Annotated in this window: 21 protein-coding genes; 8 read left to right on the top strand and 13 right to left on the bottom strand. The window is 61.0% G+C overall.

All coding sequences use genetic code 11. From position 1 onward, the window contains the following. Window positions 1-155: 155 nt before the first annotated feature. Window positions 156-386, bottom strand: coding sequence for a DUF2789 domain-containing protein (locus RO069_RS01195; protein WP_328184757.1), 231 nt, complete (start codon window positions 384-386; stop codon window positions 156-158). A 153-nt stretch (window positions 387-539) separates the two neighbouring features. Between RO069_RS01195 and RO069_RS01190 the strand changes: the two genes are divergently transcribed. After that, the gene (locus tag RO069_RS01190; protein ID WP_328184755.1) at window positions 540-1,226 is read left to right on the top strand and encodes a FadR/GntR family transcriptional regulator; all 687 of its coding nucleotides are present in this window, start codon (window positions 540-542) and stop codon (window positions 1,224-1,226) included. Beyond that, window positions 1,223-2,209, top strand: a complete 987-nt coding sequence (locus RO069_RS01185; protein WP_328184753.1) for a bile acid:sodium symporter family protein — start codon at window positions 1,223-1,225, stop codon at window positions 2,207-2,209. The genes RO069_RS01190 and RO069_RS01185 overlap by 4 nt, the downstream gene beginning before the upstream one ends. An 8-nt stretch (window positions 2,210-2,217) precedes the next feature. Here RO069_RS01185 and RO069_RS01180 read toward each other — a convergent pair whose 3' ends face one another. Continuing rightward, on the bottom strand, window positions 2,218-2,958 hold the full coding sequence (locus RO069_RS01180; RefSeq protein WP_328184751.1) for a J domain-containing protein: 741 nt from the start codon (window positions 2,956-2,958) through the stop codon (window positions 2,218-2,220). 276 nt (window positions 2,959-3,234) lie between these two features. On the opposite strand from RO069_RS01180, the gene RO069_RS01175 reads away from it, so the two are divergent. The 3 genes from RO069_RS01175 (at window position 3,235) to RO069_RS01165 (ending at window position 8,345) form a co-directional block, all read left to right on the top strand. Next, window positions 3,235-5,367: a TonB-dependent receptor plug domain-containing protein gene (locus RO069_RS01175; RefSeq protein ID WP_328184749.1), complete on the top strand. Its 2,133-nt coding sequence runs from the start codon at window positions 3,235-3,237 to the stop codon at window positions 5,365-5,367. A 228-nt stretch (window positions 5,368-5,595) separates the two neighbouring features. Then, on the top strand, window positions 5,596-6,372 hold the full coding sequence (locus RO069_RS01170; RefSeq protein WP_328184747.1) for an ABC transporter substrate-binding protein: 777 nt from the start codon (window positions 5,596-5,598) through the stop codon (window positions 6,370-6,372). Continuing rightward, the gene (locus RO069_RS01165; protein WP_328184745.1) at window positions 6,369-8,345 is read left to right on the top strand and encodes a hybrid sensor histidine kinase/response regulator; all 1,977 of its coding nucleotides are present in this window, start codon (window positions 6,369-6,371) and stop codon (window positions 8,343-8,345) included. Before RO069_RS01170 ends, RO069_RS01165 begins: the two co-directional genes overlap by 4 nt. A 30-nt stretch (window positions 8,346-8,375) precedes the next feature. Here the strand turns inward: RO069_RS01165 and gorA are convergent, their stop codons facing one another. The 11 genes from gorA to gspE all read right to left on the bottom strand — a co-directional run bounded on the left by gorA (window position 8,376) and on the right by gspE (window position 18,398). Continuing rightward, window positions 8,376-9,737 carry a glutathione-disulfide reductase gene (gene gorA / locus RO069_RS01160; RefSeq protein ID WP_328184742.1) on the bottom strand — a complete coding sequence of 454 codons (1,362 nt, stop codon included), beginning with the start codon at window positions 9,735-9,737 and terminating at the stop codon, window positions 8,376-8,378. 57 nt (window positions 9,738-9,794) lie between these two features. Then, the gene (locus RO069_RS01155; RefSeq protein WP_328184741.1) at window positions 9,795-10,466 is read right to left on the bottom strand and encodes a GNAT family N-acetyltransferase; all 672 of its coding nucleotides are present in this window, start codon (window positions 10,464-10,466) and stop codon (window positions 9,795-9,797) included. A 74-nt stretch (window positions 10,467-10,540) separates the two neighbouring features. Further along, a complete protein-coding gene (locus tag RO069_RS01150; RefSeq protein WP_328184740.1) occupies window positions 10,541-11,068 on the bottom strand; it encodes a type II secretion system protein M in 528 nt (175 codons plus the stop codon). 2 nt (window positions 11,069-11,070) lie between these two features. Next, a complete protein-coding gene (gene gspL, locus RO069_RS01145) occupies window positions 11,071-12,375 on the bottom strand; it encodes a type II secretion system protein GspL (RefSeq protein WP_328184738.1) in 1,305 nt (434 codons plus the stop codon). A gap of 16 nt (window positions 12,376-12,391) precedes the next feature. Continuing rightward, window positions 12,392-13,357, bottom strand: coding sequence for a type II secretion system minor pseudopilin GspK (gene gspK / locus RO069_RS01140; RefSeq protein ID WP_328184736.1), 966 nt, complete (start codon window positions 13,355-13,357; stop codon window positions 12,392-12,394). A gap of 50 nt (window positions 13,358-13,407) precedes the next feature. Beyond that, complete coding sequence (gene gspJ, locus RO069_RS01135) at window positions 13,408-14,181, bottom strand: type II secretion system minor pseudopilin GspJ (RefSeq protein WP_328184734.1); 774 nt, start codon at window positions 14,179-14,181, stop codon at window positions 13,408-13,410. Window positions 14,182-14,198: 17 nt separating this feature from the next. Further along, window positions 14,199-14,579, bottom strand: coding sequence for a type II secretion system minor pseudopilin GspI (gspI, locus tag RO069_RS01130; protein ID WP_328184732.1), 381 nt, complete (start codon window positions 14,577-14,579; stop codon window positions 14,199-14,201). Next, window positions 14,579-15,133, bottom strand: a complete 555-nt coding sequence (gspH, locus tag RO069_RS01125; RefSeq protein ID WP_328184730.1) for a type II secretion system minor pseudopilin GspH — start codon at window positions 15,131-15,133, stop codon at window positions 14,579-14,581. The genes gspI and gspH overlap by 1 nt, the downstream gene beginning before the upstream one ends. Before the next feature lie 10 nt (window positions 15,134-15,143). After that, complete coding sequence (gspG, locus tag RO069_RS01120; protein WP_328184759.1) at window positions 15,144-15,578, bottom strand: type II secretion system major pseudopilin GspG; 435 nt, start codon at window positions 15,576-15,578, stop codon at window positions 15,144-15,146. Between the two features lie 94 nt (window positions 15,579-15,672). Next, entirely contained in the window at window positions 15,673-16,884 is a 1,212-nt protein-coding gene (gene gspF / locus RO069_RS01115; RefSeq protein WP_328184729.1) for a type II secretion system inner membrane protein GspF, read from the bottom strand. Then, window positions 16,884-18,398 carry a type II secretion system ATPase GspE gene (gspE, locus tag RO069_RS01110; protein ID WP_328184728.1) on the bottom strand — a complete coding sequence of 505 codons (1,515 nt, stop codon included), beginning with the start codon at window positions 18,396-18,398 and terminating at the stop codon, window positions 16,884-16,886. The genes gspF and gspE overlap by 1 nt, the downstream gene beginning before the upstream one ends. Before the next feature lie 281 nt (window positions 18,399-18,679). Here gspE and RO069_RS01105 point away from each other — a divergent pair, with 281 nt between their 5' ends. From RO069_RS01105 to RO069_RS01095, 3 genes are all read left to right on the top strand, one after another. After that, window positions 18,680-19,336, top strand: a complete 657-nt coding sequence (locus RO069_RS01105) for a type II secretion system protein N (protein ID WP_328184726.1) — start codon at window positions 18,680-18,682, stop codon at window positions 19,334-19,336. A gap of 15 nt (window positions 19,337-19,351) precedes the next feature. Then, the gene (locus RO069_RS01100) at window positions 19,352-20,002 is read left to right on the top strand and encodes a transglutaminase-like cysteine peptidase (protein WP_328184724.1); all 651 of its coding nucleotides are present in this window, start codon (window positions 19,352-19,354) and stop codon (window positions 20,000-20,002) included. 77 nt (window positions 20,003-20,079) lie between these two features. After that, on the top strand, window positions 20,080-20,481 hold the full coding sequence (locus RO069_RS01095) for a MerR family transcriptional regulator (RefSeq protein ID WP_328184723.1): 402 nt from the start codon (window positions 20,080-20,082) through the stop codon (window positions 20,479-20,481). Window positions 20,482-20,614 lie beyond the last annotated feature (133 nt).

The raw sequence follows: 20,614 nt of genomic DNA, 5'->3' as shown, positions 1-20,614 counted from the left end.
GAGCGTCCCACTTTGAGGCCATTTTGACGGTCATTTGAGGCGCATAGTGGTTCTATGTAACGAAAATGAGCGCTCAAAAGGGACCAAAGTGGGGTGGTCGCAGCGGTGCGACTTTCTGCCGCGCAGACTCCTGGGTCGGCCTGGGCCGGCCCCGGTCACCGAAGCCGGTTATTCAGGGTATCCACCAGCTCCGCCCAGTCGGCATCCTCCTCCAGTTCCTCGGTCAGGAAGCGCCGCTGGCCTTCATTCCAGAAACCGGCATCCGCAAGTCGGATGTTGTCCGGAACGGGGCGATGAGTGGCAATAAATGCCTCGATTGAGTCGCTGTCGTCCGGCAGACCAAGCTGCTTGAACAGTTCGGACAGGGTATGGATGCCTTGTTCCATGGAGTCCTCTCATCTTGCTGCTATGGATGGTGTTGTTCTCTTTCCAGTGTAGTCGTTTATCCGCCGGACCGGACCCGCAAGGGGCTGGGTTTCTCTTGCACGAAACATCCAAACATAGGATGATTGGATAACCAATCAAAGGATGTTAATTCCATGGCAGAACTCACCCGTATCCGGCGCGGCTCCCTGGTGGATACCGCTATCGACAGTCTCCGGGATGCAATACAGCAAGAGCACTGGCGGGTCGGCGAGCGATTGCCCGTGGAAGCTTCACTGTCGGAGGCCCTGGGCGTGAGCCGGAATACGGTCCGTGAAGCGGTGCGGGTCCTGGTGCATGTGGGCATGCTGGAAACCCGCCAGGGGGATGGCACCTATGTGCGGGCTGTCAGGGATCCCGGCGAGGCCCTACGACGGGTGGCCCGGTCCCGGCTCCGGGATCAACTGGAAGTCCGCATCATGCTGGAGGCAGAAGCGGCTGGTCTTGCCGCCGGCAGGCGCACCGCCGGGGACCTGCAACGAATGACCGACGCCCTGGACCAGCGGGCCCGGGCCGGGAGCAATCTGGCCGAACGTGTCAGTCATGACGAGAGGTTCCACCACGCGGTGGTGGAGGCGGCCCACAACCCTGCCCTGCTGGAGATGTATCGCTATTTTGCCCAGTCGGTGGCCGAAACCATTGAACGCACGGAACAGGATGCCGACCTTCCGGAGCCCTCCCAGGAAGACCACGAACTGCTACTGGCGGCCATCCGCCAACAGAACCCCGAGCGGGCGGTGACCCTGGCCAGGGCGCTGCTTGCTCCCAGCCTGGCGGCCCTTGAAGGGAGGGATACCCAATGAAGTTGAGGCTTGACCCGTTCACCCTGCTGTTGCTGGGCGCCATTGTTCTGGCGAGCTTCCTGCCGGTTCGTGGTGATCTGGCGGAGGTCCTGTCCGTGGTGGGCACCATTGCGGTGGGGCTGTTGTTCTTCCTGCACGGTGCGGCCCTCTCCGGTCAGCAGATCGTGGACGGAGCCACCCACTGGCGGCTTCATATCGTAATCACCGCCCTCACCTTCGTGTTCTTCCCCCTGGTGGTGCTGCCCATTAACGGGCTGAGCAGCATTGCGCCCCAATGGATGCCGGCGGATCTGGGCCTGGGGTTCCTCTACCTGGGGGTATTGCCCTCGGCGGTATCGTCGTCTATTGCCTATACCGCCATGGCGCGGGGCAACGTGCCCGCGGCCATATGCAGTGCCGCCGCCTCCAACGTCTTTGGCATGATGCTCACGCCGTTCCTGCTGATATTACTGGTCAGCACCTCTGGCAGTGGCGACTTCTCGGTATTGGAAGCGCTGAAGGATATTGTGCTGCAGCTACTGCTGCCGTTTGCGGTGGGACATGCCCTGCGGCCCTGGTTGGGCGGTTTCCTGGCGCGCCACGAGAACCTGGCATCCCGTTACGATCAGTGTGTGATCTGGCTGATCGTCTATACCGCGTTTTCCCACTCGGTGGTCAGTGGCCTCTGGGAACAACTACCGTTGAACGCCATCGTGTTGACCATCGTGCTGTGCTTTGCCCTGCTGGCCTTCTTCATGCTGGTGGCCCACCTGCTGGTCCGGCGATTCGGCTTCAGCCTGGAGGACGAGGCCGCCGTGGTGTTCTGTGGGTCGAAGAAGAGCCTGGCATCGGGCCTGCCCATGGCCAAGGTACTGTTCTCCGGCCACCCGGGGTTTGGCATGATAGTGCTGCCGATCATGTGCTACAACCAGATCCAGGTGATCGTCGGGGCCATGCTGGCCCAGCGTTACCGGCGCCTGATAGATGCGACAAAGGAAACGTAGCGGAGGAATCAGCCGCCTCCGCCGGTCAGGGCACCAAAGAGGCTGGTCAGGATGACGATGCCTACGATCCAGCCGATCACCGCCGGCCAGAAGTTGGTCATCTGGGGACGCTGGTGTTCTCCACCCTCGCCTTTCGCGTCATCGGATTCCGGGAAATTCATGCCCTGATAGCGGCCGGCATCGTCCAGGGTCAGTTCATCCTCCTGGGCTTCACGCTCCAAGGCATCGGTCATGCCGTACCAGCCAAACCAGTCACCGAGGAAGCGGGCCACGGGGGCTGCCAGCCTGGCCTCTTCGGCCAGGGGGCGTAACCGGGGCTCAAGTTCCTCGCCAATGGCCGTGCGGATCGCGTCCTGGTCCGCAGGGGGCTCGGTCAGTATGGCTCGCCAGATGGCCACATCGTTCAGTCGGCCACTGTCATTGAGCATGGCATTCACCTGGATCACCACCTCCCTAACAACCTGTCTGTCGGTTGCGGAAAGAGGCCCCCGATGGGCTTCCGCCTGCCAGGAGGAGGGGTTGGCTGACGACTCTTCGCGGCGGGGGGACGCTGTTTCCGACGGCTCACGGGCCGGTTCCGGCGCCTCGGTGTGCCTGGCCTCCCCGGCCTCCCCCATGGCCTGTTGGTAGGCCTGGCGAAGCCGTTGGGCTTCGTCACCTTCGGCGAATTTGCTCTGCCGCTCATAGGCATCGCGAATCCGGGTGCTGTCCCGGGTTGGTTCGATACCGAGTATTTCCCAACAATTCATGTATCAGGTGTCTCCTGCTTCAGGCCCAAGGACCTGCATTGTAAAACATTGATAACTTTAGCAGAGCGTATGTCAGCCGATCTTGAAAACTGCCGCTGGTTATCGCAGAGTCGCCGATTGGTGTGCGACGTTCCGTGCGTGTCAATGGCATCCATATTCGTTATGATGCCAATTCCTGGACTAATCTGAAAACAATATCGTGGATAAACGTCCTGCGTGCGGACACCGGCTGCCCTGCCCTTCGCTCCAGTCCGACACGGGAAGGCCCCTGGCAACATGACAACAATACGTGGTTTAGAAGTATCCGTTATAGCGACCATGATGGTGGTTTTCTCCCTGCCACCTGTTGCCCGCGCCGATGATACGTCCGTACCGGCTCCCTGGCTGGGCCTTGGAGGTGATACCGGAGTCACCGGCGAAGAAAGCCACAGCGTACCCGAGGTGCTCACCACCGCCAGACTGAGGCAGCCGAAGGCCCGGGTTCCCGGCACCACCACGGTTATTTCCGGCGAAACCATACGCGACCTGGGGTTCACGGCGCTGGCGGATGTTTTCCGCCTGGTACCGGGGATGACCGTGGCGGCGGTCGGCAGCAACCAGCCCGTCGTCAGCTACCACGGCACGGTCGCCTATGAACAGCGACGCTTGCAGGTGTTAGTAGACGGCCGCACCGCCTACCAGCCCAGCCTGGCGGATGTGGACTGGAACGCCATGCCGGTGCCCATGGAGCTGATCGACCGTATCGAGGTCAGCCGTGGCCCGAACTCCGCAGCCTATGGCAACAACGCCTTCCTGGCATCCATCAATATCATCACCCTGTCTCCGGAAAACACGGCGGGCACTGCCTTTCACGCCCAGGGTGGCGACCTGGGTATAAGGAACTACACCGCTTACCACGGTCGTAATAACGACGACTACAGCTGGCGGGTTACCTGGCAGCGGCGGGAATCGGATGGTTTCGACTACCAGATTGATAGCACCAACAACTTCCGGGAGGTGCCCATCCGGGATGGTTTCGAGCTCAACCAGTTCTACTACGACGGCATCATCCATCCATCTCCCGGCCATTCCCTGGAATTGCGAGCGGGAGTCACCGATGGTGTCGATCAGGATGATCCCCTGAAGATGGGGGAGGATATTTTTGTCCAGGATGAACCCGATCCCGACGAGGATGTCCGGGACTACTACCTGCAGGCGAGCTACGACTATACCGGTTTCGATAACCACTTGGTGGAGTTCCAGACCAGTTTTCAGAATTATGACCGGCACAAGAACTGGATCAGTTGCGTACCAGTCGTGGCGGGGCAGCCACCGGTCTGCGCCCGGTTCAACGAGAATCTCCAGCAGCAGCGGCTGGAGTTCGAGTTGCAGGATACCTGGTCCATGAACCCGGACCTGCGCCTGGTGAGTGGTCTTGGCTACCGGGACGACGGTTACGAATCCGAGACCTATTTCGACGGCGGCGGCAGCATCTACCAGTCCCGGCTCTTCGCCAACCTGGAGTACACCCCCATCCACTGGCTCACCCTTAACGCGGGGGCGAACTGGGAGCACACCTCGCTGCTGGATGACAACTTCCTGTCACCCAGGCTGGCGGCGAATTTCCACCTCACGGAAAACCAGACCGTGCGCCTGGTCTATTCTCGGGCGGTACGTACGCCTGACGCCCTGGAACAACGTGCCGACTGGGCCTATACCCCTCAGGACGTCAGTCCGGCGGCCTATGCCTGGTTGGACGGTGAGCGGATAGATGCCGAATTTGACGCGCAGTCTCCGGTGGACTTCTCGGATTTCTACGCCCAGGCAGGTGGAGACCTTGAGGAGGAACGGATTACCAGCCGGGAGATCAGCTACTATGGCCAGTTCCGCCTGGGCCAGGGCATCCTCTCCACCGAGGTGCGCTATTTCTATGACGAACTGAGGGACCTGGTGGCCGGGGTTATCAATGTAGAGGATTTCGACCTGGGGAACCGGGTGGCCATCGACCAGCAGGGTATCGAGCTGGAAACCGCCCTGGATCTTGGCAACACCCGCCTGCGCCTGAGTTATGGCTATCTCGACCAAGACAGTGAGTATACCGCCAATGACGGGATTCCAGTGGATGAGCAGCAGGACATCGTAGCCCTGGAAGGCCGTTTATCCGTCCGCCACTCCGGCAGCCTGTCCTGGATCCAGCGTTATCCCGGAGACTGGAACACGGCCGTGGCGTGGTATGTGGCCGACGAGTTCCGTTCCGGCTCCTATCAGCGGGCGGATTTCCGGCTGGCAAAAACCGTCCACGGAGCTAACCTTAGTTACGATGTCGCTTTGATTATGCATCATTATCTCAACGACAATCCCGTCTTGAGCCGCGACAACAATTACAGGGATCGCAATCAGTTTTTCCTGGAAGCGGGTGTGCATTTCTGACACCGCCTGTCTGGCAGGTAACTGACGATAACCAGGGTGGGTATGAGCAGTAGTTTCTCCCGTTTCAGACGAACAGGCCACGGGCCACACCGGCATCGGTTGCCGAAAGGTGTTCTCCTTGCCCTGTTGCTGTTTTTCTGCCTGTCAGTACACGCCGACGTCGTTTACATCCAGGGATCCGCAAATCCGACGTTCAACCTTCGGTTCACGGAACTCCTTCAGGATCAGTTGGGAGAAGACACCGACATCCGGTCGTTCGGTTCCATGGGGAATTTCCAGGGCCCGCCGGGTCCTGTTGTCACCCTTGGCCAGGAAGCCCTGAACCAGGTTCTGGAACAGGACACCCGCCGGCCCATACTGGCATTGCTTGTAGGGAAGTCGTTCCTCGACGACGTGTCGTCGGACCTGCCGGCATCCTTCTCGGCCATCTATTACGACCCTCCGTTGCTGCGCCAGGCACTGATCGGCAAGGTTATCCTGCCCCAGGCGTCACGCATGGCACTGCTGGCCCGTCGGGAAGAGGCCAACCGGTACGATAGGCTGATCGAGCAACTGGCCGATTACGGCCTTGAAGCCCGGGTGTTCATGGTCAGTGGCGAAGATGCCCTGATACCGGCCCTTAACCGGGCCCTGAGCTTTGGCGACTTTCTCCTGGCCACGCCGGATGAGGCCATCTATAACGCCCGTACCATCAAGCACATACTGCTGACGACCTATCGCCGTAACCGCCTCGTCATCGGTCCTGGCCATGCTTTTGTCAGGGCTGGTGTCCTGGCCTCATCCTATGTGCCGCTGTCCGATTATACCGGGGCCGCCGCCGATTACATCCGTGAGTGGCAGCGAACAGGATCGCTGCCCTCCCCCGCCTATCCAGAGACATTCAGTATTGAAATCAATCGACAGGTGGCCCGTTCGCTGAATATTCCCTTGCCGGATCGTCAGCGCATCATTGAAGACGTTGAACGGATGCTTGAACAGACATCGTCGCCGGAGGAGGCACCATGAAAGAGTCCTCCACGAAACGCAGCCTGGGCACCCAACTGTTACTGTTGGGCGCCATTCCCGCCATCCTGATGTTTGTCGGACTGATGGTGTTCTTCACCAACGCCCGGCTCTCCGACGCTCGCCAGGACCTGTTCGATTCCACCCAGAAACTGGTGGATAACATGGCGCCGGCACTGGAATATGCGGTGGTATCCGGTAACCGGGACGTGCTCGACAGGATCCTTGAGGAATCCATCAGCGGGACCAGCCTGGAATGGATCCGGGTGACCGATGTGGTGGGAACGGAACTGGGGTTCGTGGGCGGCGGCGACATTGAACAGTGGCCCGGGGAAGACCTGGAACAGCCCGGGATTCGTCGTTTCAGCGCCGATATTCTCCAGCACCCCGTGGATCTCGGTGGCGATAGCAGTGCCGAGTGGTTTGAACCCGACTTCCGTCTGTCAGGCGGCGCCGTGCGGGTCGGTGCCGTGGAGGTGGCGGTCAGCGAACAGCAACTGGCGGAACGTCGAACCGATATCCTGCTGACGTCAGGTGTGGTGGGAATCTCCCTGCTGGTGTTCACCCTGCTGCTGGTAAACCGCATGTCGGCTACCCTGCTGGACCCGATAAGGGCCCTGGCGGAGCGAGTGCTCAACATGACACAGCGCGAATACCGGGAAACCCGTCCCGTTCGCGCCAAGGTGGCGGAGATTGCCGAGCTGGAAGAAAACCTGAACCAGCTCGCCCGCAATCTCGAACACCTTCAGGAATCCCGCGACCAGACCCTGGCCCTGTCCGAAGGCGCCCGGGAGAAGGCTGAAGCCGCGAGCCAGGCCAAGTCCGAGTTCCTGGCAGTCATGAGCCATGAACTGCGCACGCCCCTCAACGGGGTGCTTGCCATGGTGGACCTGGTATCCGAGGAATCACTATCCGAACGCCAGGCAGACTACCTGCAGACCGCCCGGCGGTCGACGGAGGATCTGCTGACACTGATTAATGACATCCTCGATGTGTCCCGGCTGGACCAGGGTAAACTGCTACTGGAGAACCGGCCGTTCAATCTCCGGGAGCTGGCCGAGAACTGCCTGGCGAGTTTCCGTCATACCGCCGAGCAACGGGGGTTGTCACTGGCGTTCCGGATGACCGGTCCCTGGCCGGAGTCCCCGGAGGTCGCCGGCGATGCTGTCCGTTACCGCCAGGTACTGGCCAGCCTGCTGGATAACGCCATCAAGTTCTCCACTGATGGTCAGGTACTGGTGACACTGGACTGGCACCAGGAGGCGGATGACTGTGTGTTTGTCTCCTGCGAGGTCCAGGACAGTGGCGATGGCATTCCCGCCGAGCACCTGGCCATGGTGTTCAACAGCTTTGAGCAGGTGGACTCGTCGATCTCCCGGCATGCAGGGGGCACTGGCATCGGACTGTCACTGGTCCAGAAACTGGTGGAGCTGATGGGTGGGCACGTCGGCCTGAGCAGTCACAAAGGTGAAGGTTCCAACTTCCGTTTCGAAGTGCCGTTCGAACTTCCTCCTGCCTTCCCCGTCCAGCCGGAGGACACACTGGCGGAAGCGGATCCTGCCCCCCGCTCAGCGGAGGAACGCAAATCCCGCCCTGCCCCCCGGGCCCTGGTGGTGGAGGACAACCCCGTCAACCAAAGGGTCGCCAGAACACTCCTGGACCGGCTCGGATTCGAGGCCGAAGCCGTGAGCAATGGCCACGAAGCGGTGCAGTCGGTAACCGATCAGGAAGGCCGATACACCGTGATACTGATGGATTGCCACATGCCGGTGATGGATGGTTTCACCGCGACCCAGGCGATACGCGACTGGGAAAGCCGTGAAAGCCGCCGCCAGACCCCAATCATCGCCCTGACCGCCGATGCGCTGCCCGGTACCGAGAACGCCTGCCGGGAAGCGGGAATGAATGACTACCTGGCCAAACCGGTCCGCAAACATGATCTGCGGACCGTGCTCAGCCGTTGGGTGCCATTGTAGGTCAATGCAGGGCGCGACAACGTCCCCGGTTCAGGCGACCGGGGTCCGCATGGTGACGAACTCCTCCGCGGAGGTGGGATGGATGCCCAGGGTGCTGTCGAAGTCCGCCTTGGTGGCACCACACTTCAGGGCGACACCCATGCCCTGGATGATCTCCCCGGCCTCCGGTCCCACCATATGGGCACCCAGCACCCGGTCCGTGTCGCCATCCACCACCAGTTTCATCAGGCTGCGCTCATCACGACCGCTAAGGGTATGCTTCATGGGACGGAACTCGGACCGGTAGATGACCACCTTGTGGCCTGCCTCTCTCGCTTCCGCCTCGGTCAGCCCCACAGTGCCAATGGCGGGCTGGCAGAACACGGCGGTGGGAATATTGCGGTAGTCCATTTCCCCCTCACCATCCCCAAACAGCCGGCGCGACAGGACCATGCCCTGGGCCAGGGCGACCGGTGTCAGTTGAGGCGTGCCGATGACGTCACCCAGGGCGCTGATGGACGGAGCGGCGGTGTGGAAGGTTTCATCCACCTGGACATGGCCAGAGGCCGTGAACTCGACCCCGAGGGCTTCCAGCCCAAGGCCATCCGTCAGGGCACGGCGACCGGTAGCCGCCAGTACCAGCCCGGTCTGCATCACGCTGCCGTCGGACAGGCTGACCGCATAGCCGGTCCCCGACTCTTCCACGGCATTGATGGTCGTGTTGAAGCGCAGCCGGATACCTTTCTTCTCCAGCTCACCCACCATGAACTGGCGGATATCGTCATCGAAGCCCCGCAAGAAAAGCTCGCCCCGGTATACCAGGGTGGTTTCCACGCCCAGGCCCGCCAGAATGCCGGCAAATTCCACGGCGATATAGCCACCGCCCCAGACCACGGCCTCCCGGGGCAACTGCGGCAGGTAGAACATCTCATTGGATGACAGGATCAGTTCCCGGCCTGGTATATCGGGGGTGGCGGGCCAGCTTCCGGTGGCCACCGTGATGTGGTCCGCGCTCAGCTCCCGCTCTCCGATGGCCACGGTATGGCCGTCCCTCAGGGTGGCGGTCCCCTGGATAATGGTGACACCGGCCCCCTCCAGAAGCTGCTGGTAGATGCCGTTCAGACGCTCGATCTCCGCATTCTTGTTGGCCACCAGGGTCGGCCAGTCGAACCGCACCCCGTCACCGGGAACCTGCCAGCCATAGCCGGCGGCGTCTTCAAGGTCTTCCCGCACATGGGCCCCGTAGACAAACAGCTTCTTGGGAACACACCCCACATTGACGCAAGTCCCCCCCAGATAGCGGGACTCAACAATGGCGACCCTGGCGCCCTTCTGCGCCGACATGCGGGCCAGGCGTACGCCGCCGGAACCGGCACCAATGACAATCAGATCAAAATCCCGGGATTCGGACACATTGACTCCTGTTCAAGTTTTTCTGGATATTATTCAGTGGCTCAGTAGGTTAACGAATTACCCAGACGGGACACTAGCCATCGGCGGAGCGTCTGCATCCCTGAACAGTACAAAATCCTCGTAGTCCCCCAGCCGGATGGTGCCAAGGCTGCGAAAGCCTTCCGATTCGTAGAATGGCAGGTAACGGCTGTTGCCGGTATCCAGCACCAGGCCGTTGCCCCGCGGATTCTGTGCACACAGTCTTTCGACGGCAGCCAGCAGCATGCGACCGAAACCGCGATTCTGATATTTCGGGTGGACGCCCATCAAGGGCAACTGGAAGGTATCGCCCTCCGGCAGCATGCTACGGATCTTTTCGTGATAGTCCAGATACCGACGTGTGGACGCAAAACCCGCGGTCAATACCATCCGCAGACGCCAGCTCAACTGTTCGGCCAGGTTAATCCGCAGTTCCGGCTCGCCAATAAACGCAACCGCCACCAGCGTGTTGTCCGCCATGACACCAATAGCTTCCTGGTTCGTCTCGAAATGCAGGTTCAGCAGTTCGCGGATGGTGGCACGGACCCGCTTCTCGTACCCGGGCTTGCGGTGGTCGAACAGGTATTGGAAGGTGGGCTCGTGCCGATAGGCCTGAAACAGTATGGACTTTGCTTCGTTATAGGCACTGTCGTCCAGTCGGACGAGGGAAGGTTCGCGAACAGGGTTTTTATCGTTATCGGTCGCTGTCATGCCTTCTGCCATTACCGTGGTTCCGTTGGAGGTCGCAAGGGTCAGCCGTTGCGGATACTTTGTCCCATATTCATTCAGATTGCCAGTGTGAGACGAACGGACACGACGCCCGGAGTGTCCCGGCGATCCATGGCCGCCTGGTCGATGAGGATGCCGTGATTGCTGCTCAGGCCCTCAAGCCAGGCTGCCACCTGGGTAAAGGGCACGTCTTCCAGCCAGACCCGGATGGCGTCGTCACCGCTGGGTTCGAACCGTTGCAGATCCAGCCCGGCCTCCCGGGCGGTGGAGGTCACTGTCGCCATCAGTTCACGGCCATCCGCCGGCTTTTGCGCGCTACTGGTGGCGTTGCCGGTGTTTCCGGACAGTTCCCGGAGGGTGGTGCGGTTTTCATGCATCCAGGCCAACAGCTCTTCGGCGTTCTGCCGGGCCGAAAGCGCCTGATCGTGGTATTGGTCGATGGGGCGCCAGATGGCGAAATAGACCAGTGCCAGCACGATGGCGAGGGTCATCAGCTTGAGGGCCTGCTGGTCACGCCGTGGAAGATGGTCGTAGCGAGTGACCAGCCGCTTGACCGACGGACTTTCCATGAGTTTGCTGAGCACGGTTAACCTCCTGAGACCGTCAGACGGGCACGGGTGCCCTCGGAATCGTTGACCACCGAACCAACGCTGGCTTCCAGGCCCTGATCCGCGATGCTGGAGCGCAGTGCGTTGAGTTTTTCATAACTGTCGGCACGGACGTCCACCACCAGCTGGCCACGGGAGCTGGTGTAGTTGACGGAGTTGAACTCGATGGTCTGGTTGCCCGCCAGTTGCCGGTATTGCTGGCCGGTATGTTTCATCAGCGGCAGGAAGCCGGCATCCCCCCCCCGCTCCCCGGCCACCCGCATCTGCGCCTCCACCATGCGGCGGACATTACGGGGGGTGGCACGACGGTCGTCCGGAAACGCCTCGTGGTAGATGGCCATGGCCTGTTCCTCCACGGAGGTGGCCTGCTGGTTGTAGTAGTAGCCCATGGCAAGCTGACCGCCGAGCAGCAACACAAACCAGGTGGCGGCGATGGCGATGGCCGGTTTCCAGGGCCGTAACGCACCACCCTCACCGCTGTCGGGGGCGTATTGCCCCTGGCACAGATTAATGGGCTCCGCCGCGTGGTGGTAATGAGCACTGGCGAGCAGCTCGATGATGGCGCCGTCCATGGGCTCCCGGTGCACGCTCAGCCGGGGCGTTCCGACCAGGGTCGACACCAGTTCCTCGTTGGCGGCGAAGGCGTCATCAGTGCCATAGACCACCACCTGCACCTCGGCGGCCACCTCATCTTCCTTGGGAATGGCCAGGGTCTGGGCAAAGACGGACAGGTTCTCGGCCCGCATGGTCATCCATTCACCACGGCGGGAAGCCACCAGCACCAGTTCCTCCCCAAGACAGACGGCCCAGTCGTTCTCCTTCAGTGGCACCAGTGCCGCATCCGGGTAGATGGCTTCCAGTTCCACGCCTTCCCAGTCGAGGAAGGCGTTCAGCCACAGGCCCATGCGCTGGTGGTCGATGGCAGCGACCCGGTAGCCCTCCCCGGCTTCGTCCTGGCCACCGAGGGCCAGGTGCACCGAATCCACATCCTGGGCGAGCTGTTCCTCCACCGCGAACGGTAGCGCCTGACGGATAAACCGCGCCTGTTTGGCGGGAATGTCGGCAAAGCAGAACAGGGCTTCGTCCCCGGGGATCAGTCCGATCAGGCGCACTCCGTCCAGGGAGTTCTGGCTCAGGGTATCCTCGATGGCCTCCCGGGGTTCCCCCGCTCCAGTGCTCTGCAGGTCGCCACTGGCGTCCAGCAGCACCCAGTCGAAGCGGGGCTCCGCCGCCGGGTTATCCGCGGCGTAAGGCACTGGCCTGGCGTAGAGGTGATATGACATAGCGTGCGTCCTTGTTCTATTCCTCAGTCACCCCGTAGGGCTCCTTGGTGATTCTGTGCTTTTGCCCGGTGTCGCGGCGGACCACCGAAAACTCCCCGTCCCGGGTGCGATAGACCGTACTGACCAGATTGACCACGCGTTCATCCCACGTGATCCGGGATACAACGTCGAAAAACTCCGAAGTCACCTTTAGCCCCTGGGGTTTCAGACCCAGCCCGGCGAATTCCGGCAGCGCGGTAAAGTCGCCCGTGGTCAGGAATCGCTCTTCCTCCCGACGCTCGATAACCGCCTCGGCCTGGGCGTCGGTAATCTGTTGGTGGAAGGAGCGAATAACCTCTTTTGACGCCATGTTAACATTGATTCCGGTGCCGGAAACGGGAAGTGCCGCAACATGTGGGCGTAGTGCCTGGTAGATCTCCTCGGTCATCCCTTCGATCAGCCGTAACTCGGTAACGCTGGCAAACGGCTGGTTTCCGGCCCTGTATGGCGGATCCTTCATCAGGTACTGGCCATCCTCGGCGCCATAGGCCGATATGGGTTCCTCATCCGGATCGACCCAGTCCACAATGGCATCCACGTGGACATCGGTAATACCCAGCACCATCAGCAGGCGCATCAATCGTTCCCGGGTGGTCTGGTCAATGGCGCCGGTGGGGCTCACCAGGTTGTTCAGGTTGATCCGTCCGGACAGGTCGTCGATCTGCACCTCGGCCACACCGCCATCGTCCAGGGGGAGCACGGCTGAGTGTTTCCACCACAGCTCATCGGTACTGTCGACCTGTTCATTGTTCTCACGGTCGGTCTCCAGGTCCTGGAACAGGATCTGTTTGGCGAAGGCCTCGGCCCCCAGGGCCACATTATAGCCCTGACTCTGGGCCAGGAAGTGGCCGGCGCGGAACACTCTCACACTCTGCTGCTGGACCATGCCCGCCGCCATCATGACCACCAGGGCCATGGCCAGCAGAACCATGATCAACGCCATACCCTGCTGCCGCTGACGGATGGAAGGTCGCTGAATAAGGGGAAGCGAGGTCAAGTGCCACCCCCCGTCTGCCCGTTGCCTCCGTTCTCGCTATTCTCGCCGTTTTCGTCGCTATCTTCGTCCCCTTCCCCGTCACCCTGCTGGTTGCCCTGGGTGATGCTGGTCTGGACCTGGGTAACATCAAAATCGGGCATCAGGAACAGTCGTGACAGCTCGCCGAAGCGGTCATGCTCAATGGTTACCTCCACCGCCATGGGCAGGGGGATGATGGGAGCGCCGGGGCCGCTGGGAATGCCCTGGTTGGGCGGCGGCCAGGCATCCTGCCAGTCGCGGTTCTCGTCCATGAAGCGGACGTTGAATGCGGTGACATCGGACAGCAGCAACTGATCCTGGCTTTCCTCTTCCTGGGGCTGGTCCAGCATCACCCAGTAACGGCGGCGAACCTCATCCCCGGTGAACTCCCAGGCGCTGCGCTGAAGTTCGCTGCGTTGCTTGCCCAGGGGGTTACGCCACCCCTGATGCGTCACCCGTAACTCGAACTCCTCCCCCTGGGAGGTGATCGCCGGCTCGTAGTCACCATAGATATTGCGAATCGGACGACTGACCACCTGTCGCAGATCCCTCTCCAGCAGCAGGAACGTCTTCTGGAGGCCTTTGAACTCCTCTGATACCGCGTCCACGCGATCACGGGAAGTGACTACGCTGGACATTACCTGCCACACCCCAAGCCCGATCACGGCGGTAATGGACACGGCAATCAGCACTTCCATCAGCGTGAAGCCGCGCTGTTGGCCCGCGTTCCCGGGCAGGGTTCTGGCTGTCATCGCGAGCCGGGATCGAATCACAATGTCTGCTCCGAATCCCGGATGAACCCGGACAGGCTCTGGATCTGGGCGGGGTCGCCCCGGTCCCGGTAGGCCTCGATATTCACTTCGACCCGACGCATCGTGGGTTCGTCGGTGTCCGACACCACGGTGACCACCCGCCAGCGGCGACCGGCATACTCCACTTCCTCGCTGTTCTCCGACACAGAGGGGAACTCTTCCTGCAGCCGGATCTCATTCATCCGGTTACCGGCCAGCCAGGAAGCCAGGGTCAGGTCCCGTACCCGCTCATAGCTGCCAATATACTGGCTGCCCACCTCCGAGGCGGCCGTTGCTATCAGGCCAAACACCAGCAGTGCCACCAACACTTCAATCAGGGTAAAACCACGTTGTCGCATCAGAAGTCATCCCCGTCGTCGCCTGGGGTTTTCATTTCAATCTCGTTCAGGCCGTCGGATTCCAGACGGTAGATCTGATCCGGTGACATGGTTGCCAGGAACTCCAGTTCGAATGGGGTGGTTTCGCCGCTGGAATAGAAGACAATATCCGGGCGAAGCTGGTTCTCTTCGTCCTCCTCGTCGTCCTCGCCACTGGCCAGGCGGGGAATATCACCCTCGGTGAACAGGGTGACACTCATCCATTCCGGAAACCCCCTGCCCTGGAACAAGCGGGCACTTTCGCTCGCCCATTCCCGCTCCAGCTCGTCAAACACCACGAACCGGTACCCTTCTTCGTCGATGACCAGCCCCAACTCCTCGTTATTGAGAATGGCCTGCTCCGAGGCGGTCTGCATGAGCACGTAGAGTTCACGGATCTTGCTGGTCATCTCCCGCTGTTCCCGGCCACCGCCGAGATTGACAATAGCCAGGGAGGCCAGCAGTCCCACCAATACCAGCACCACCAGGATTTCGATCATGGTGAAGCCGGACTGGCGGGATTCGCGATAGCTCAACAGGCGGCCTTTACGAGTCCAGATCGTGGACACTGATGTCCGCTGCGTCACCATCACCGCCTTCCTGGCCATCGGCTCCATAGGAGTAGAGGTCGTAGGCGCCTTCCGCACCCGGGCTCATGTACTGGTACTGGTTGCCCCAGGGATCTTCCGGAACACTCTTGAGATAGCCGTCCGGGTTCCAGTTACTGGGTTCTGGTGAGCCGCTGGGACGGCTGACCAGCGCCTCGAGCCCCTGCTGGGTGCTCGGGTAATGGCTGTTATCGAGACGGTAGAGATCCAGCGCGTTGGCAATATTGCTCATCTGGGTCTTGGCGATGGTGACCTTCGCCTGGTCACTGCGACCCATGATATTGGGTGCAACCACCGCGACCAGAAGGCCAAGGATGACCATGACCACCATGATCTCGATGAGGGTGAACCCTCGCTGGTTCCGTTGTTTCATCGTCATTGCTCTCTTTCCTGTTTCAGGGTTCGACTTGGCTTGATTGGAATCGATTATTGTTATTCGACCTTAGGCAAACGATCCGGCGGATGGTTCACCCCACAAGGTTACTCATGTTCAGGATTGGTAACATGATGGCCAGCACAATGATGAGTACCACCACGCCCATCACCAGCAGCATGAGTGGCTCGAACAGGCCCACCATGGCCGCGATCTTCGACTGGAGGGTGTTTTCCTGCATCCGCGCGGTACGCTCCAGCATGCTATCCAGCTCGCCACTGGCTTCGCCGCTGGCGATCATGTGCAGCATCATGGGCGGAAAATAGCCGGTCTGTTCCAGCGCCTTGTGGAGGCTGCCCCCTTCAGAGACCTTTTGTGCGGCGTCCCGGAGCTTGGCCCGCAGGTGATCGTTACCCAATACCTCGCCGGCAATGCGCATGGCCTCCACCAGGGGAACGCCGCTGGTGGTCAGGATACTGAGGGTGCTGGCGTAGCGGGCGGTGTTGATGCCCCGAACCATGCCCTTGGCCAGGGGAATTTCCAGCAGCGATTTGTGGAAACGGCGCCGGTTACCTTCCGTGCGCAGGGAAATACTGAACGCCACGCCCCCGATAATCATGGCCAGCAGCAGCCAGATGCCATAGCTGGACAGGAAGTCCGACACATTGAGCATGGCCTGGGTCAATGTTGGCAGGTCCTGCCCCTGCTTGACGAAAACCTCGATGATGTCGGGCACCACGTAGGTCAGCAGGAATACCACGATGGCGATGGCCACCACGGTCAGGATGATCGGATAAATGGCTGCCAGCTGGATCTTCTGGCGAGCCTCCTGTCGGGCCTCGGTGTAATCGGCCAGCCGGTTCAGGACCAGGTCCAGGTGGCCGGCGTGCTCCCCCGCCGCCACGGTGGAGCGATACAGGCGGGGAAAGGCCCGGGGGAACTCGCCCAGACTGTCCGCCAGGGTATAGCCTTCCATGACCTTGGCCCGAATGGCAATCAGCATGCTCTTCATGGCCGGCTTCTCGGACTGCTGTGCCGCCGCCGACAGGGCCTGTTCGATGGGAATGCCGGACTGGATCAGGGTGGACAGCTGCCGAGTCACCAGCGCCAGGTCGGACGCACTGAGGCTGCCCCGGCGGCTGAAGGACGCGCTCTTGCCCTGCTTTTCCGTAGCCTGTTCCACCGCCAGGGGCGCCATGCCCTTTTCCCGCAACTGCTGGCGAACCGCGCGGGCACTGTCCGCCTCGATAACCCCACTGGCCTGCTTGCCGCGCTTGTCCAGCGCCTTGTAATCGTAGGCTGGCATCAGCGGCTCCGGTGGGTTACACGGAGGACTTCTTCCACCGTGGTTATGCCACTGAGGATCTTGTCGACCCCGTCCGCATGGATGCTGGGCCCGGACTCACGGGCCACCTTCTCCAGGTCCAGTTCACCGGCGCGCTTGTGGATCATCGAGCTCATGGCATCGGTGATCTCCACCACCTCATAGATACCGATACGGCCCTTGTAGCCGAGGTTGTTGCAGTGTTCGCAACCCTTTGACTTATAGATGGTGGGCGGATTGGCCGGATCGGCCTGGATGAAATCGCACTGTTCAGCCGAGGGTACGTAGGACTCCTTGCATTCCTGACACAGCACCCGCACCAGCCGCTGGGCCACCAGTCCCACCAGACTGGAGGAGATCAGGAAGGGCTCGATGCCCATGTCCATCATCCGGGTAATGGCACCCACCGCGGTGTTGGTGTGCAGGGTCGACAGTACCAGGTGACCGGTAAGACTGGCCTGGATGGCGATTTCCGCCGTTTCCAGGTCCCGGATCTCACCGATCATCACCACATCCGGGTCCTGACGCAGGATGGCCCGCAGCCCCCGGGCGAAGGTCATGTCCACCTTGGTGTTGACTTGGGTCTGGCCAATGCCCGGCAGGTTGTATTCGATGGGGTCTTCCACCGTCAGGATATTGCGGCTGCGGTCGTTGATCTCCTGCAGGCCGGCGTAGAGCGTGGTGGACTTACCGGAACCGGTGGGACCGGTCACCAGCAGGATGCCGTAGGGTCGCTTGACCATCTTGCGCAGGGATTCCAGGTCGCGGCCCTTCATGCCCAGGGATTCCAGCTTGATGTTGCCGGCGTTCTTGTCCAGCAGACGCAGCACCACCCGCTCGCCACTGGCGGACGGCATGGTGGACACCCGGATATCCACCTCGCGACCGGCCACCCGCAGGGCGATACGGCCGTCCTGGGGAATCCGCTTCTCGGCGATATCCATCTTGGCCATTACCTTGATACGGGACACCAGCAGGGGCGCCAGCGCCCGCTTGGGCTGCACCACTTCCCGCAGCACCCCGTCCACCCGGAACCGGACCACCAGCCGCTTCTCATAGGTTTCAATATGAACATCCGAGGCACCGGACTTTACCGCTTCGGTGAGGATGGCGTTGATCAGGCGGATAATCGGCGCGTCGTCCTCCTGCTCCAGCAGATCCTCCGTCTCCGGTACCGAGTCGGCCAGGGACGCCAGGTCCATGTCGTCGCCAATCCCCTCCACCATCTGCATGGCCTCGGCGGAATCGTTCTGGTAGGCGCTATTGAGGGCCGCATCGAAATGGTCGGGGTCAATGGATTCGAACCGCGCACGCCCTCCACTGATCCGGTTGGCTTCGGCCAGGGCGCTGTGAGGGGCACCGGGGCGCACCAGGATCACCGTATCGCCGGAATCGTTGCGGGTCAGGATTACCCCGTTGCGCTTGGCAAACGTGAAAGGAAGGCGGCCCAGCGGAGCATCCTGCGGCTGGATTTGCGTTTCAGTAGTCAAGATCATCCCCGTGTGTCTGTACGAATGGACGCCTGGGGTCAGCCCCCGGTCAGGTGACAGCCATTCCTATTATTATTCCCTGTAGCTGTGAAGGCTACCACAGGTTTAAGCACCCGCTGAATAACTCAATACACTATAATGACCGCTAACCTGTTACATTGTGATGGGCGTCTTTTTAAGGAAGAACGGCGGCGTTTTTTTGATGGAGGTCACCGGCTTGTGCGGCACTGCCGACCAGCCGAGAAGACTCGTCAGACGCTTCCAGCCAAGCAACGATAAGGATAGACATGTCTGCTTTAACTGCCAGACTGCCCCTGATAACCGCATCGCTGCTCTCCGTGGCCATGGTTGGCACGCTGGGATGGCAGGGATACCGGTTCTGGGCACAGGAACAGACCCAACAGGACCCGTCGACGGCCCAGACCGCCGCTGAGGTGACCCGCCCTGCCCGGCAACAGCCCCAGGTGCAACTCCAGAACGTCGAAATGTTCGGCCAGGCCGCTGCCGAGGGCGCTACGGCCGACCAGGACACCGAAGACCTCCCGGAAACCAACCTTCGCCTGTTCCTGCGGGGCGTGCTTGCCGGTACCGAGGAACAACCCGGTAGTGCGCTGATCGAGGATGACAGAAACCGCACTGAGGTCTATATCATTGGTGATGAACTTCCGGGAAATGCCACGTTGCGCTCGGTTCACGCCAACCGCATCATCATTGAGCGCGGCGGCAAACTGGAAAACCTGTACTTCCCGGAAACGGACGATTCCCGGGGGGTGGAGCTGGCAGCCATCGACAATGGCGTCCAACCGGACCCGGCCCAGGGGAACGGGGCCAGTCCGGCCACCAGCCAGTCCCGGGCACCATCCACACCCGAGGCCACCGACGAGCGACGCAGACAGATACGCCAGCGGCTGGAAGAATTGCGTCAACGGCTCAGGGACCAATAGCAATGAGGTAGCTTCATGGGACAAAAGCGGTCGACGCCCAGACGCAGTTCCCTGCTGCTGGCCGTTGTGTTCTCCGCTTTCGTCACCGCTTTCGAGCTGGGCCCCGAACTGCTCCGGTACATTCAACAGGAATACGGCACGGAAGCCCGTGAAAGGCTGGAGGACTGGGAGCGCCTGCACGACATTGCCGAGTCCGCCCCACCCCGCCGGCAGGTACAACTGGTCAACTCCTTCTTTAACCGTACCCCCTTTGTCAGCGACCTGAAGCACTGGAACCAGGAAGACTACTGGGCGACGCCAGTGGAGTTGCTGGCCACCAACGGCGCCGACTGCGAAGACTTCTCCATCGCCAAATACCTGACCCTGCGGGCCCTGGGGATCCCCGACGAGCAGCTGCGGATCGTCTACGTAAAAGCCCTGGAACTCAACCAGGCCCACATGGTCCTCGCCTGGTACCCCACCCCAGGGGCCGACCCGCTGGTACTGGACAACCTGATCAACCAGATCAGACCCGCCTCCCGGCGCGACGACCTGGAACCCGTCTACAGCTTCAACGGCGAAGGCCTGTGGCGCATCAGCGGCAGCCGCACCAAACGCTCCGGCACCGCCGAACAGCTCAGCCACTGGCGCTCACTACAGGACAGACTGACCGACGTCATGAAGTAACCCGATTCCCCTTTCGGTGCTTGCAGATGAGCCACTTCTGCTTTACGTTAACGTAAACGTCTACAAGAAACGAAACCATGGCCTCAAGATCCCAGTACACCATCAGCGACCTGGCCCGGGAATTCGACGTCACCACCCGCACCATTCGCTACTATGAAGAATCCGGCATGCTCGCGCCGCTACGGGACGGACAGACCCGCCTCTACAACGACGCCGACCGGGTCAAACTCAAACTGATCCTCCGGGGCAAGCGTCTGGGCTTCAGCCTGTCCGAATCCCGGGAGCTCATTGAAATGTATGACCCGGACTCCGACAACCGACATCAGATCAATGCATTACTCGATAAAATTCAGAAACGACGTGAACAGCTTGAAGCCCAGTTGCACGATATCCGGTTAATGCAGGATGAGCTGAATGAGGCGGAGGCTAAGTGTCTGGAGGCCCTCGGTACCGATAAAGCGTCCGTTATCGGCAAATAAAAAAGCGATCATTTAACGAGGCATCTTGAATGCAGGCTAACTCAAGGGTCGGAAGCGAACGGGTGGGGATTCTTTTTCCGGACCGTCGAGCGCCATGGACGGCGCTCGTCGAGCCCTACATGGACGTACTTGC

The sequence above is a fragment of the Marinobacter sp. OP 3.4 genome (assembly GCF_036224885.1).
Taxonomy (GTDB): domain Bacteria; phylum Pseudomonadota; class Gammaproteobacteria; order Pseudomonadales; family Oleiphilaceae; genus Marinobacter.
The sequence above is the reverse complement of the archived record's forward strand: the minus strand, read 5'-3'. Positions and strand labels throughout refer to the sequence as shown.

Coding starts and splice junctions, on each gene's coding strand:
- RO069_RS01195 (WP_328184757.1), bottom strand. CDS start 386: ATGGAACAAGGCATCCATACCCTGTCCGAACTGTTCAAGCAGCTTGGT.
- RO069_RS01190 (WP_328184755.1), top strand. CDS start 540: ATGGCAGAACTCACCCGTATCCGGCGCGGCTCCCTGGTGGATACCGCT.
- RO069_RS01185 (WP_328184753.1), top strand. CDS start 1,223: ATGAAGTTGAGGCTTGACCCGTTCACCCTGCTGTTGCTGGGCGCCATT.
- RO069_RS01180 (WP_328184751.1), bottom strand. CDS start 2,958: ATGAATTGTTGGGAAATACTCGGTATCGAACCAACCCGGGACAGCACC.
- RO069_RS01175 (WP_328184749.1), top strand. CDS start 3,235: ATGACAACAATACGTGGTTTAGAAGTATCCGTTATAGCGACCATGATG.
- RO069_RS01165 (WP_328184745.1), top strand. CDS start 6,369: ATGAAAGAGTCCTCCACGAAACGCAGCCTGGGCACCCAACTGTTACTG.
- RO069_RS01155 (WP_328184741.1), bottom strand. CDS start 10,466: ATGACAGCGACCGATAACGATAAAAACCCTGTTCGCGAACCTTCCCTC.
- gspL (WP_328184738.1), bottom strand. CDS start 12,375: ATGTCATATCACCTCTACGCCAGGCCAGTGCCTTACGCCGCGGATAAC.
- gspK (WP_328184736.1), bottom strand. CDS start 13,357: ATGGCGTTGATCATGGTTCTGCTGGCCATGGCCCTGGTGGTCATGATG.
- gspJ (WP_328184734.1), bottom strand. CDS start 14,181: ATGACAGCCAGAACCCTGCCCGGGAACGCGGGCCAACAGCGCGGCTTC.
- gspI (WP_328184732.1), bottom strand. CDS start 14,579: ATGCGACAACGTGGTTTTACCCTGATTGAAGTGTTGGTGGCACTGCTG.
- gspG (WP_328184759.1), bottom strand. CDS start 15,578: ATGAAACAACGGAACCAGCGAGGGTTCACCCTCATCGAGATCATGGTG.
- gspF (WP_328184729.1), bottom strand. CDS start 16,884: ATGCCAGCCTACGATTACAAGGCGCTGGACAAGCGCGGCAAGCAGGCC.
- gspE (WP_328184728.1), bottom strand. CDS start 18,398: ATGATCTTGACTACTGAAACGCAAATCCAGCCGCAGGATGCTCCGCTG.
- RO069_RS01105 (WP_328184726.1), top strand. CDS start 18,680: ATGTCTGCTTTAACTGCCAGACTGCCCCTGATAACCGCATCGCTGCTC.
- RO069_RS01100 (WP_328184724.1), top strand. CDS start 19,352: ATGGGACAAAAGCGGTCGACGCCCAGACGCAGTTCCCTGCTGCTGGCC.
- RO069_RS01095 (WP_328184723.1), top strand. CDS start 20,080: ATGGCCTCAAGATCCCAGTACACCATCAGCGACCTGGCCCGGGAATTC.